Here is a 12,753-nt window from a genome sequence, read left to right on the forward strand (position 1 = left end):
GGGAAATGCCCGTAAGATTTTGGCGGATATTGCGTGCCCGGTTGGGTCACTCGTGGTGGTAGGGGCTGCCCCGCAGAATGGAATCGGCCCTGTACAGCTGCTCCAGCAGGAGCACGCGGGCCATCTCGTGGGTAAAGGTCATGGGGGAGAGGCTGATCTTGTGGCGGCATGCTTCCAGCACGGGGGCGGAAAGGCCGAATGCGCCGCCGATGATGAAGCATGGCGTGCGGTTGCCGTCCAGTAATGCGTCTTCCAGAAACCGGGCAAACTGCACTGATGTGCGGGTTTTGCCGTGTTCGTCCATGCATATGGGAATATCCGTGGGCAGCAGGGCGGCAAGTATGCGTTCGCCTTCTTCAGCGGAACGGGCTTCGGTGGACATGCGGGCGTTGCCGTCTTTGACTATGACCTCTAGAACCTTCATCGAATGGCTCAGGCGTTTGAGATAGTGCCCGGCAGCCTGTGCCCAGAAAGGTTCCCTGATTTTTCCCACTGCGATGATGCGTATCTGTTTCATTCTTGCCTTGCGCTGTGCTACGGTGTGGATGCTGCTCAAAGGTGAGCGGCGGGCGCGCAGATGTCAACCCGCAAGTGCCGGAACAGAGCGCAGTTTGAGAGGAGGTGCAGCCATGACGCATGATAAGATTCCAGTAACGCCTTGCCAGCCAGGCATACCCGGCCTTTCAGCCGTTTCCGCCGCACCCGGTTCTGCCTTGGATGTGGCTGCTGCCGCACGGCTGCTGCGCGAGGGGGCACTGGTCTGCTACCCCACGGAGACCTTTTTCGCGGTGGGATGCTCAGCCTTTGACGTGTTTGCCATCAATCAGATTTTTGCCGTCAAGAAACGGGCGGAAGCCATGCCCCTGCCGGTGATTATCGGGGATATGGAGCAACTCGCCATGCTTACCGATACCGGTTCGCGTACGGTGGAAGCCCTTGCAAAGGCCTTCTGGCCGGGGCCGCTTTCTGTGCTTGTAACCGCATCCGTGCGGGTGCCCGCCGTGCTCACGGGAGAATCCGGCCGGGTTGCCGTGCGGCTCACCCCGCATCCCGTGGCGCGGGAACTGTGCCGTGAGGTGTGCGGACCGCTTGTTTCCACAAGTGCCAACATAAGCGGGCGAGCTCCGGTTACGGCTGCGCAGTCGCTTGATCCCGAACTGGTGGCGGCAACAGGGGGCGTGCTGGACATGCCTCCGGCCCCGGCGGGCGGAAAGGCATCCACCCTTGTGGAAATTGCAGGGCAGAAGACGGTGCGCATCGTGCGCCATGGTGCTGTGGACGAAGAGGCCCTGCGCGCGGCAGGGTTTGCCGTGGTGATTTGACATACCCTTATCCGGTGAAAAGCCTTATATGATGCAGACGGTGCAGACTTTTCAGGCCTTGGCGCGTGCTAGCATGCGCGGGGTCTGATTTTTTGTACCTTCCCGTTGGTTATGGTGCAGCGTGCGGGAACGGTACCCTTGTCCGGCTTCCGAAAGAGCGCGCGGAGGGCAGGGGGACTGCAGGTTTGCTGCGTTTCCGGGGCATTGTCGCGCGCGTTTTGGTTCAAGAAGTTGAATCCGCAGGCATTGGGGCACAGGCGTTTCTTTCCGGCGGTTCAGTTTTTTACACGGGCGGTACGCGTCAAAGCGCGGCATTGCACGATGGGCTTTGTGGTAAAGTTTTTTTATTGCGAGTAGATAGGTGCGAGATGAAAAGGGCGGATGTGTGCGGTGGGAGGTTGGCACAATTTCTGCTTAAAGAGATATACCTTCTTTCTTTTGCAAAAAACGGCCGTACGGGGTGGCACCCGATACGGCCGTTTTTTTGTACACCTTGTCCGCATATTGCGGTATGCTGGCATCATACCGGAAAAAGAGGACCGCATGCAGCACTCCATTCCCTGCCCCGCCTGCGGGGCGGCAGTTCCCACATGGCGTAATCCCGTTCCCACCGTGGATATCCTGGTTCATGAACCGAGGCTGGGTGTTCTGCTCATTGAGCGGAAGAACCCGCCTTTGGGCTGGGCGCTGCCCGGAGGATTTGTGGACTACGGCGAGACGGTGGAGCACGCAGCCGTTCGTGAGGCGCGGGAGGAGACGGGACTGGATGTGCGGCTTACAGGATTGCTTGGCGTGTATTCCGACCCTGCCCGTGATGCCCGGTTGCACACCATAAGTTGTGTGTTTACGGCTGAGGCGGAGGACCTTTCGCGGTTGCGCGCGGGGGACGACGCAGGGCGGGCGAGGTTTTTCCCGCTCTCCGACCTGCCGGGGCTTTGTTTTGACCATGCCCGCATTCTCCGGGATTTTGAGCGGAGCCTGAACAGGCTGAAGCGGTAAGCGTGGAGACGGTAAGGGCGGTGGCTGGCGCAGTACGTCGGGCGGATTCCGGAAATAATTGTTGAGAGACTTTTTGCCCCGGTACTATAGAGCGGATTTAATTTCTTTTTGCTGTGTGTGCGGGGAGCTTCCGGTCATGTATGATATGGTGCGGTCTGCAGGCCATGTATCATGGTTGTGACCGGATGATGTTTCCGCAGACTGAGCGGACAGGTGGGAAGGTTGGGCGAGAAATTTGGGCGAGAGCTTTGGGTGGACAGGCGAGAAAGTTGGGCGGGCAGGCGGAAAGGGCGGGTTGAACGGTAGGGCCGGAGCGGCAACAGGGCACACGTGTCGCTGCCTTGTGAGCGGCTACATTCCGGGAGTGTCGCGAGCCGTTCATGAACGGAGGAGAAGACAGACAGATGAGACCACAGGTTGTCTTTGTCACATCGGAAATTTATCCCTTTTCCAAGACGGGCGGGCTTGGAGATGTTCTGGGGGCACTGCCGCTTACCCTGCACCGCATGGGTATACGAACGGCCGTTGTCACGCCGTTTTACGGCAGGCTGGGTTCGGCACAGTTTGGCGTGCATCTGGCATGGTCCGACTGCCATGTGGGGTATCCGTGGGGGCCCATAACAGCCGACATTTTTCAGGCGAATTTTCACGGCATGCCGGTGTACTTTGTTCACCGCAGCGAGTTTTTCGACCGGCGGTTCTATTACAACGACCACAAGGGCGATTACTTTGATAATGCCGAACGCTTTATCTTTTTCAACCGCGCGGTCATGGAATTTTTGAAGCGGCTCGGACCCGCGCCGCATATCCTGCATGCCCATGACTGGCAGGCATCGCTGGTTCCCGCCTATCTGCACTACTGGCGGCAGCACGATCCGTTCTGGCAGGATACGCGCAGTGTCATGACCATTCACAATCTGGCCTTTCAAGGGCGTTTTTCTTCGCGTCTGTTTGAAAACTGCGGATTGCCGCCGCAAGCGTGGTCGCCCGAGGGGGTGGAGTTTTACGGAGACTTCAATTTCCTGAAGGGCGGCATTGCCTGTGCGGACAAGATAACAACGGTTTCGCCGAGCTACGCATCGGAAATCCTTACCGATGAATTCGGCTGCGGATTGCAGGGAGTTTTGCGGGCGCGGCGGCACAAGCTGCACGGCATTCTGAACGGGGCGGACTATTCCATATGGAATCCCGGCGACAACAAGTTTATTTCATGCAACTACGGAGCCAACGCCCTGAAGGGCAAGCGCAGTTGCAAGGCGGACCTCATCAGCGAACTGCGTCTGAACCCCGCGCTGAAGGAAAGACCTCTGCTCGGGTTCATCGGGCGGCTGCGGCGGCAGAAGGGTGTGGACCTGCTCATAGATATTCTGCCCCGGCTGATGCAGCAGGATGTGGGCGTGGTGGTGCTGGGCGAGGGGAATCTGGAAAAGGAAGCCCGTCTGCTGGCCATGATGGAAGATTACCCGGGACGTCTTGCCACGCTGGTGAGCTATACCGAGGATTTGGCCCACCGCATTCAGGCCGGGTGCGACATATTTCTCATGCCTTCCACCTACGAACCGTGCGGGCTTACACAGATGTACGCGCTGCGGTTCGGCACGCCCCCGGTGGCAACCGCTGTGGGCGGCCTTAAGGACACCATCATCCCATGGCCGGACAAGCAGGCCACGGGGTTCATCTTCGAGCAGCCCACACCACAGGCTTTTTACGAGGCGATCATGCTTGCCGTTTCCGTCTGGCGTACCATGCCGGACGCATGGCAGGCCATGGTGCGCAGGGCCATGCAGCAGGCGTTCACATGGGAGCACTCAGGAGCCGAATACATAGAACTCTACCGCGAATTGGGCATGCAGTAGCCGGATATCGCAAGGACAGCGCATGCACACCATACCGACCTTCATTGAGCCGTTTGATCTGTACCTCTTCGGAAAGGGCGAACACTGGGACCTGTACCGTATTCTGGGGGCGCACCCCGTGGAACAGGAGGGGGAGGCCGGATACCGCTTTGCCGTGTGGGCTCCCAATGCCAAAGAAGTTCATCTGACAGGGCCGTTTAATGACTGGCGATACGGCGATTTGCCGTTATACCCCGTGGGGTCTTCAGGCATATGGGCGGCGTTTGTGCCGCATATGGAGCGCGGAACCCTCTACAAGTTCGGTGTGATGGGCGGAGACGGGCGGATTGTGTACAAGACTGACCCCCTTGCCCTGTATGCGGAATTGCGGCCGGGCATTGCTGCGGTGACGTGGGATGTGGACAATTACAAGTGGCAGGACGCAGACTGGATGGCCCGCAGGCGTGAGACAGGGCCGCCGCTGGCCTCTCCCATTTCCATCTATGAGGTGCATCTGGGGTCGTGGATGCGCAGGCCCAACGGGTACGAGGGGCAGGCGCCGTTCCTCTCCTACGGGGAGCTTGCCGACAGGCTCATTCCGTACCTGCTGGACATGGGGTTCACGCATCTGGAACTGCTGCCTGTGGCCGAGCATCCTCTGGACGAGTCATGGGGATATCAGACCAGCCATTACTATGCGCCTACCTCGCGGTTCGGTACGCCGGAAGAACTGAAGTCTTTTGTGGACCGCTGCCATCAGGCGGGCATAGGCGTTCTGCTGGACTGGGTGCCCGCGCATTTTCCCAAGGATGAGTGGTGCCTGGGCCGGTTTGACGGCAGTGCCCTGTACGAGCACATGGACCCCCGCAAAGGCGAACACCCGGACTGGGGCACCTACATTTTTAACTACGGGCGGCATGAGGTGCGCAACTTCCTGTTCGCCAACGCCCTGTACTGGCTGCGGGAATTCCATTTTGACGGACTGCGCATAGACGCGGTGGCCTCCATGCTCTATCTGGACTACTCGCGGGAAGGGGACGATTGGGTGCCCAACGAGCATGGCGGCAAGGAGAATCTGGACGCCATCTCCTTTCTCTGCGAACTGAACCGGGTGGTTCATGCGGAGTTTCCCGGCGCGAGCATCATTGCGGAGGAGTCCACGTCGTGGCCGGGGGTTTCGCGTCCCCTCTATACGGGCGGTCTGGGGTTCACGTTCAAATGGAACATGGGCTGGATGCACGACATGCTGGACTACATGCGCAAGGACCCCATCTACCGGCCGCACCACCACAACAGCCTTACCTTTTCCATGCTTTACGCGTTCTCGGAAAATTTTGTTCTGCCGCTTTCTCATGATGAGGTAGTGCACGGTAAGGGCGCCCTGCTCTCCAAGATGCCGGGCGACATGTGGCAGCAACAGGCCAACCTGCGCCTGCTGTATGCCTACATGTGGGCACACCCCGGCAAGAAACTGCTCTTCATGGGAGGCGAGTTCGGGCAGTGGAACGAGTGGAATGCCTCGCGGGAACTGGACTGGTGCCTCAGGCAGTTTCCTGCCCATGAAGGGATACGCAGCCTTGTGCGGGAGCTTAACCGTCTGTTGGTGCGTGAACCGGCACTGCATAGGTGCGATCATGACTGGTCCGGGTTCCGCTGGGTGGATGTTACGGACTATGCGGCTTCGGTCATCAGCTTTATACGTATGGCTCCCGGCGCAAAACCGCTGCTGTGGGTCTTTAACTTTACTCCCGTGGTGCGCACGCACTATCGCATAGCCGCCCCGCAGGGAGGGCTGTGGTCGGAACTGCTCAATTCTGACAGCGAGCTTTACGGCGGCTCCAATGTAGGCAATAACGGCGCGGTTACGGCGGAACGGGACCACTTCAGCGGGGACCACTATCTGGAACTCACCCTGCCGCCGCTGGGTGCGCTGTGCCTGTGCCCTGCGGGGTAACGGGCCGGGCCATTTTGTGCAACATTCAAACACTGTGGAATTTCATGGAACCGAAGATTATTGTGCACGGCGGAGCGTGGACCATTCCGCCCGAGCGCCAGAAGGCGCATATTGACGGATGCCGCGAGGCGGTGGAGCGCGCATGGCCCATGCTGCAACGCGGGGCAAGTGCGCTGGACGCCGTGCAGACGGCGGTGAACGTGCTGGAGATGGACCCTACCTTTGACTCGGGCAGAGGTGCGGTGCTCAACAGCGACGGGCAGATAGAGCTGGATGCCTCTATCATGGACGGGCGCGATCTTAATTTTGGCGCGGTGGCGGCGGTGCGGCGGTTCATGACACCCGTGGATATTGCCCGCAAGCTTATGGAAACGGAGTTCTGCTTTCTGGTGGGTGAAGGAGCTGAGCGGTTTGCCCGTGAACAGGGGCTGAAGGAATGCGACCCTCGCGCTCTGGTGACAGAACGGGAGCTCAAGCTTTTTGAAACCATATGCAACCAGCAGGGCTACTGCACGCACGATGCCTTTAAGCCTGTGCCGCAGGGCACGGTGGGGGCGGTGGCCATAGACCGGTACGGCAACATGGCTGCGGCTACCTCCACCGGAGGAACGCCGGGCAAGCGTCCCGGCCGGGTGGGCGATGCGCCCATCTGCGGGGCCGGTGTCTATTGTGATAATTTGCTGGGCGGGGCCTCTGCCACCGGCTTCGGGGAGGGGATCATCCGTACGCTCATGTGCCGTTCCGCCTGTGATTATCTGGCACAGCACGATGCCATGACCGCCGCGCGCATGGGTATAGAGCTGCTGCATGCCCGCGTGCAGGGTCATGCAGGGCTGATTATGCTGAACAGCAAGGGCGAGTACGGCCTGTTCCACAACACGGACCATATGGCTCACGCCTACGTGCTGCCGGACGGCAGCGTGCACGCCTCTGTGCACAGGGATGCGTAAGGGGCTGCGGGTAATTTTCAGCGGCAGTCCGGTGAACGGAATGTTCGGAACAGAGAAGGGCGGAATGCATGCGCATCCCGCCCTTTTTCCGTTTCCGGCTTGGGAAAACAGCCCGGAGGCTGCTACCAAGGCTTGGTGGGGAACTGGCTGCCGAGCTGGGTATCCAGCATGGCATTAGACGTTTCACGCACCACGGCGCAATGGTAGGCTCGTTTGTCGGCATCGCCTATGCGGGGCAGCAGATTGATGCCGTACCGCACGGAGTGGACGGCGATGTCCGTAAGGGCAAAGAAGAGCACGGTGAGAGAGCAATAGTGCTTCCAGAAATACATCTGCTCGCTGCGGGTGCGGGCGCGCACCACGCCTTCGCCGTAGAGGGCGAAGTCTGCCGGTTCTGCCTTCATGGCAAAGCGGTCGAGCACACGGGCACTTGCCTGCGGCACATAGGCCACCTTCCATGTGGGATTGAGGGCTTTATGGGCGCGGCGGCAGAGGTCCATGTCTGCATGGGTGCCGAAGAACCGCTCGTCCAGTTTGCCGATGTTGCAGAAGAGAGCCTTGCGCACCACGGTAAAGGAAAAGTCGACGGCGCAGACTTCCTTGGGCTGGGAGATGGTTGCCTTGCAGCGGCACCGTATGCCCAGCGCGGAAGCCATTTTGGAAACAAATCCGGGAAGGCGGCGCGAAGCCTTGAGCGCGAAGCCCTTCGGGTCCACTATCTTGCCGCCTGCTATGCCGCAGGCGGTGTTGGTTTCCATGTAATCCAGCAGGCGGCGTGCGGAACCGGGTTCCAGCGCAAGCTGCGGATCAACGAAGAAAATCAGGTCGCCCGCAGCAGCGGCAATGCCCTGATTGGCAGCGGCGGCGTAGCCCCTGTTGTCTGCGTTGCGGATGAGGGTGATCTGGGGGCAGGCGCTTTTGGCGGTATCGGCTGTGCCGTCTGCAGAGGCGTTATCCACGACCACCACATCGGTTTTCACATCCGCGCCTTCCAGTTCAGCGGCGGTTTCGAAAATGGACTCCAGACAGTTGCCGATTAACTTTTTCACGTTGCTCGTGACGATGACAAAGGAGATGTTCATTGTGCGCTGTTCCTTGCGGTCTTAACGTTTTGCCAGCCCCACATTGCCGGCAATGGGTGTGATCGCGTCAATCGCAATCTGGAAGAAATCACCAAGTTCCAGTCCAACCTGTTCACACTCCCGTATCCGGTCTCTGTTCACGCTGGCGGCAAATGCCTTGTCTTTCATTTTCTTTTTCAGGCTTTTGGGCTGCATCCCGTCCATTCCTTCCGGGCGGACAAGGGCATTGGTGGAGACAAGGCCGGTAACGCTCTCTGCGCAGCGCAGCGCGTGATCAAGGCGGGAAGACGGCTCGTGGCCGGTATATTCCGAGTTGTGGGCACGGATGGCCTGCAGCATGGCTGCGGGCAGTGTGTCCGGCAGCAGCTCGGCGGCCATGATTCCGTGGCGTTCGGGAGAATCCTTGGTGTAGGGGAAGTCGATGTCGTGAAGAAGGCCGGTCAGACCCCACAGGTCGGCGTCCTCGCCAAATGACTGTGCCAGATGGCGCATGACGGCTTCTGATGCGAGGGCGTGGTGGACAAGGTGCTCTTCCGGGTTGTGACCGAGCAGCAATTGCAGGGCTTCTTCGCGCGGTATCATGGCTTCTCCTGATGCGTGGAGGGGAACCCCCTGTGAAAGATTTCTCATAATCATGTTCGGTCAGGTTGACAACCACATATTCACCGTGTCGCCTTTGTTGACACAGACGCCATAAAAGTCGAAAAGAAGAGGTTACGAATGCGCGATTCTACCTGCCTGCGCGCCGCGTGCGTGCGGGACAGCATACCATATACACCGCCTGCCGCGCGGTGAGTAAAGAGAATACAGATGGCATTGATATTGGGTATTAAGTTCCGTGAATACGGGCAGATTTATTATTTTGAAAAAAGTTCTTTTGAGGTGAATGTCGGCGACAGGGTCATTGTGAAGACCGAACAGGGGCAGGGGCTGGGAAAGGTGGTTTCCGAGCACGAAGTTCTGCCGGACGACGCCGAGGTGGATGAGATAAAACCAGTGCACCGCCTTGCCGTGAGCGAGGATCTGGAGCGTGAGCAGGAAAACGAACTGCTGGCGCGGGAAGCCCGTCAGTATTGTGTTGACTGCATCCGAAGCCGCAAGCTGGAAATGAAGCTGGTGGATGTGGAAGTCTACTTTGACCGCAGCAAAATCGTTTTCTACTTCACGGCACCCGCGCGTATAGACTTTCGTGAACTGGTCAAGGATCTGGTCAAGACCTATCGCACGCGGATTGAACTGCGGCAGATAGGGGTGCGGCATGAAACGCAGATGATAGGTGCCGTGGGCAACTGCGGCATGGTGTGCTGCTGCCGCCAGTTTTTGCGTACCTTTGCCCCTGTGACCATAAAGATGGCCAAGGAACAGAACCTGTTCCTTAATCCGGCCAAGATTTCCGGCATATGCGGTCGCCTTTTGTGCTGCCTTTCCTATGAGCAGCATAACTATGAAGAATTTCACAGAGCCTGCCCCAAGCTGGGCAAGAAATATCAGACCAAAGAGGGCGCGGTGAAGGTGCTGCGGGCAAACATGTTCCGCAACAGCATTGCCGTGCTGACCGAAGCCAACGAGGAAAAGGAATTTACGCTGGAGGAGTGGGAAACGCTCAAACCTTCGCGTCCTGATCAGGCCAAACAGGATGCGGCAAGAGCGGCTGCCAAGCGTGCGATTGTTGAAGGCGCGGAACGCGATGCGGGGGAGACAGGCTCCGGGTCGGATATTCCGGCATCTCAGGAGCTTTCTTCCGGCCCGGCACGTGGCGGCATTGTGCTGCCCCAGTACGCGGTTGTCTCCGGGGCGGTGCAGGGGGATGATGGCGAACCCGTATTTGCCATGGGGCCCGAGGATGCTGAACCTGTGGAGGCTCTGCTGGGTGAAGAAGCCGATGTGGTTGCACAGGCGGAGTTCGGACCCGAAGACATAATCGGAGAATTGGACGGACAGGCTGTTGCCGCTGTTCTGCCTGTGCGTAGCGAAGAGGCAGGTGTTCCATCTTTTTCCGCAGGTCCGGCGCGCACCGGATTACCGCCCTTTATCACCGCCGGGCTGGACAGTGACGGAGAGGACGAGGAAGTGCCCGCCGATGCCGGAGGTGCCCCGTCTGTGGCCCACGGCGATGCCCGTATGGCACCGGACGAAGCACAAGCCGGACAAGCGTATGCAGAGCCGTCAGAGCCTGCTGCACCGGAGAGGGCCTTGTCTTCCGATGCAACCGCTGAACAGGTGCAGGCTGTTGCTGGGGAGTCTTTCGCCCGTTCCGTGCAGGTCGGGGACTCGGGAGTATCGGGTGAACCGCTCGGATCTGGTGGATCGGGTGGCTCGGGTGAACCGGTTGAGCCGGAACAGCAGAACCAGCCGGATCAGCCTGCCCACAATCCCAAGATTGCCCGGCTGACGCCCCTGCGTAAGCCCGTGAAGAGTGCAGAACCCGGTTCGCGCAAGACCAGCCGGGGCAGGCGCAAGCGCAAGCGCAAGCCTGCCGGGGAAGACGCCTAGTCCCGATCTTTGCATTTTGTGAGTAGGCACCCTTGCGGTGCGTTATGCAGTAATCCACGCCCGGCGGCCCATCCGCCGGGCGAAGCAATGAGGAGCATCCCCTTGCAACCGTTTTATATAACAACGCCCATCTATTACGTAAACGCCAAGCCCCATCTGGGGCATGCCTACACCACCGTCATTGCCGATACCATGCGCCGTTTCCATTCCCTTATGGGGCGGGATACCTATTTTCTGACAGGAACAGACGAGCATGGCGACAAGATCGTGCAGGCGGCGGAAAAGAATGGCTGCAGCCCGCAGGAATACGTGGACAGCATAAGCCAGTTGTTCCGTGATTTGTGGCCGCACCTGAATATCTCCAACGATGATTTCATCCGCACCACGGAGCCCCGGCACAAGCAGGTGGTTCAGGCCGTTCTGCAAAAGGTTTATGACAGCGGTGACATCTATTTCGGGGAATACGGCGGGCATTACTGCTATGGCTGCGAGCGGTTTTATCCTGAAAAGGAACTGGAAAACGGCCTGTGCCCGCAGCACCAGACCAAGCCGGAATACATTGCGGAGAAGAACTATTTCTTCCGCATGTCCAAGTATCAGGACTGGCTCAGGCAGCACATTCTGGACAACCGGGATTTCATACGCCCGGAGCGGTACCGTAACGAGGTGCTTGCGCTGCTGGACAGCGGTGCGCTGGAAGACCTGTGCATATCGCGGCCTAAATCCCGTCTGGAGTGGGGCATAGAACTGCCCTTTGACAGCAATTTTGTTACCTACGTATGGTTTGACGCGCTGCTCAACTACGTGACCGCGCTGGACTGGCCCGACGGGGAAAAGTTCTCCCGCTTCTGGCCGGGAGTGCAGCACCTTGTTGCCAAGGACATTCTCAAGCCCCACGCCATTTTCTGGCCTACCATGCTCAAGGCGGCGGGTTTTGAGCCGTACAACCATCTGAACGTCCACGGATACTGGCTGGTGCGGGACACCAAGATGTCCAAGTCCATCGGTAACGTGGTGGAACCGTTGGAGATGGTGCACCGTTACGGGCTGGATGCCTTCCGGTATTTTATGCTGCGCGAGATGCACTTCGGCAGCGATGCCAGCTTTTCGGAAGAGGCGCTGGTGGCCCGGCTGAATGCCGATCTTGCCAATGATCTGGGCAATCTGTTCAGCCGCGTTCTCTCCATGAATACCAAATACTTTGGCGGGGTTGTGCCTGCACCCGGCGCGGAAGGGCCGGAAGAGGCTGCTATCCGTGAACTGGCAGCCAACGCCCAGCGCAACTTCCAGCAGTTGTTTGAGAACGTGCGGTTTTCCAACGGGCTGGAATCGCTGTGGGAACTGGTACGCGCCTTGAACAAGTATGTGGATACCTGCCAGCCGTGGACCCTGTTCAAGGAAGGCAATATGGAGCGGCTGGGAACGGTTATGTATACGTTGCTGGAATCCATGCGCAAGGTGGCGTTGCACCTGTGGCCTGTGATGCCCGAAGCGGCGGAGAAGATGGTGGCACAGTTGGGCATTCCCTTCGACGCTGCGCGTACGGACCTTCGGGCGGAAGTGGATTCTTGGGGGGGGATGCCTGCGGGTATTGCGCCTGCGCTGGGGTCTAACCTTTTCCCCCGTGTGGATATGGAGGCGCTGCGCAAAACGGAAGCTCCTGCTGCCGCCAAGCAACCCCAGGCTGCCAAGGAAACTGCTGCTGTGGCAAAGCCTGCACCTGAGAAGGTTGAGGCTGAGATTGCCGCCATAGAATTTGAAGATTTCCAGAAGCTGGACCTGCGGGTAGGCACCGTGCTGGTGGTGGAGAACCATCCCAAGGCAGACCGCCTGTACCGCGTGGAAGTGGACCTTGGCGAAGAGAAGCCGCGTCAGGTGTGTGCGGGCATTAAGGAATTTTTCACACCGGAGCAGCTTGTAGGCAGACAGGTCGTGGTTGTAGCCAACCTTAAGCCGCGTATGCTGCGTGGGCTGGAATCCCACGGCATGATTCTGGCGCTTAAGACGCCGGCGGGCATGGAACTGCTGACCGGTTCCGGCACGGTTCCCGACGGCACCAAAGCTTCGTAGCTGCTTTGGAGTGGAGTGCGGGAGCTTGGCTGCCGGCAACTGCCTGTT

The 12,753-nt window shown here is 59.1% G+C and carries 10 protein-coding genes; 7 read left to right on the forward strand and 3 right to left on the reverse strand.

Going from position 1 to position 12,753, the window contains the following annotated elements; all coding sequences use genetic code 11:
• Positions 1-46: 46 nt before the first annotated feature.
• Positions 47-517 (reverse strand): 23S rRNA (pseudouridine(1915)-N(3))-methyltransferase RlmH, encoded by a 471-nt coding sequence (locus tag HUV26_RS10465; protein WP_174410039.1) that lies wholly within the window; start codon positions 515-517, stop codon positions 47-49.
• 112 nt (positions 518-629) lie between these two features.
• On the opposite strand from HUV26_RS10465, the gene HUV26_RS10470 reads away from it, so the two are divergent.
• From HUV26_RS10470 to HUV26_RS10490, 5 genes are all read left to right on the forward strand, one after another.
• On the forward strand, positions 630-1,322 hold the full coding sequence (locus HUV26_RS10470; RefSeq protein WP_174410040.1) for an L-threonylcarbamoyladenylate synthase: 693 nt from the start codon (positions 630-632) through the stop codon (positions 1,320-1,322).
• Positions 1,323-1,865: 543 nt separating this feature from the next.
• Complete coding sequence (locus tag HUV26_RS10475) at positions 1,866-2,321, forward strand: NUDIX domain-containing protein (protein WP_174410041.1); 456 nt, start codon at positions 1,866-1,868, stop codon at positions 2,319-2,321.
• A gap of 404 nt (positions 2,322-2,725) precedes the next feature.
• Positions 2,726-4,177, forward strand: a complete 1,452-nt coding sequence (gene glgA, locus HUV26_RS10480; RefSeq protein WP_174410042.1) for a glycogen synthase GlgA — start codon at positions 2,726-2,728, stop codon at positions 4,175-4,177.
• A 22-nt stretch (positions 4,178-4,199) separates the two neighbouring features.
• Positions 4,200-6,110, forward strand: coding sequence for a 1,4-alpha-glucan branching protein GlgB (gene glgB, locus HUV26_RS10485; protein WP_174410043.1), 1,911 nt, complete (start codon positions 4,200-4,202; stop codon positions 6,108-6,110).
• Positions 6,111-6,154: 44 nt separating this feature from the next.
• Complete coding sequence (locus HUV26_RS10490) at positions 6,155-7,060, forward strand: isoaspartyl peptidase/L-asparaginase family protein (protein ID WP_174410044.1); 906 nt, start codon at positions 6,155-6,157, stop codon at positions 7,058-7,060.
• 122 nt (positions 7,061-7,182) lie between these two features.
• Here HUV26_RS10490 and HUV26_RS10495 read toward each other — a convergent pair whose 3' ends face one another.
• Together HUV26_RS10495 and HUV26_RS10500 are read right to left on the reverse strand one after the other, a co-directional pair.
• Positions 7,183-8,142 carry a glycosyltransferase gene (locus HUV26_RS10495; protein WP_174410045.1) on the reverse strand — a complete coding sequence of 320 codons (960 nt, stop codon included), beginning with the start codon at positions 8,140-8,142 and terminating at the stop codon, positions 7,183-7,185.
• 21 nt (positions 8,143-8,163) lie between these two features.
• On the reverse strand, positions 8,164-8,724 hold the full coding sequence (locus tag HUV26_RS10500) for an HDIG domain-containing metalloprotein (protein ID WP_174410046.1): 561 nt from the start codon (positions 8,722-8,724) through the stop codon (positions 8,164-8,166).
• Between the two features lie 228 nt (positions 8,725-8,952).
• Here HUV26_RS10500 and ricT point away from each other — a divergent pair, with 228 nt between their 5' ends.
• Positions 8,953-10,635, forward strand: a complete 1,683-nt coding sequence (gene ricT / locus HUV26_RS16975; RefSeq protein WP_174410047.1) for a regulatory iron-sulfur-containing complex subunit RicT — start codon at positions 8,953-8,955, stop codon at positions 10,633-10,635.
• 102 nt (positions 10,636-10,737) lie between these two features.
• A complete protein-coding gene (gene metG, locus HUV26_RS10510) occupies positions 10,738-12,705 on the forward strand; it encodes a methionine--tRNA ligase (RefSeq protein WP_174410048.1) in 1,968 nt (655 codons plus the stop codon).
• Positions 12,706-12,753: the final 48 nt, after the last annotated feature.

Source organism: Desulfovibrio psychrotolerans (assembly GCF_013340305.1).
In the GTDB taxonomy this organism is placed as follows: Bacteria; Desulfobacterota; Desulfovibrionia; order Desulfovibrionales; family Desulfovibrionaceae; genus Halodesulfovibrio; species Halodesulfovibrio psychrotolerans.

What these genes read in the sequence shown, in the direction of transcription:
- HUV26_RS10500 (WP_174410046.1), bottom strand. Translation starts at nt 8,724, where the DNA reads ATGATACCGCGCGAAGAAGCCCTGCAATTGCTGCTCGGTCACAACCCG.
- glgA (WP_174410042.1), top strand. Translation starts at nt 2,726, where the DNA reads ATGAGACCACAGGTTGTCTTTGTCACATCGGAAATTTATCCCTTTTCC.
- ricT (WP_174410047.1), top strand. Translation starts at nt 8,953, where the DNA reads ATGGCATTGATATTGGGTATTAAGTTCCGTGAATACGGGCAGATTTAT.
- HUV26_RS10465 (WP_174410039.1), bottom strand. Translation starts at nt 517, where the DNA reads ATGAAACAGATACGCATCATCGCAGTGGGAAAAATCAGGGAACCTTTC.
- HUV26_RS10475 (WP_174410041.1), top strand. Translation starts at nt 1,866, where the DNA reads ATGCAGCACTCCATTCCCTGCCCCGCCTGCGGGGCGGCAGTTCCCACA.
- HUV26_RS10490 (WP_174410044.1), top strand. Translation starts at nt 6,155, where the DNA reads ATGGAACCGAAGATTATTGTGCACGGCGGAGCGTGGACCATTCCGCCC.
- HUV26_RS10495 (WP_174410045.1), bottom strand. Translation starts at nt 8,142, where the DNA reads ATGAACATCTCCTTTGTCATCGTCACGAGCAACGTGAAAAAGTTAATC.
- glgB (WP_174410043.1), top strand. Translation starts at nt 4,200, where the DNA reads ATGCACACCATACCGACCTTCATTGAGCCGTTTGATCTGTACCTCTTC.
- HUV26_RS10470 (WP_174410040.1), top strand. Translation starts at nt 630, where the DNA reads ATGACGCATGATAAGATTCCAGTAACGCCTTGCCAGCCAGGCATACCC.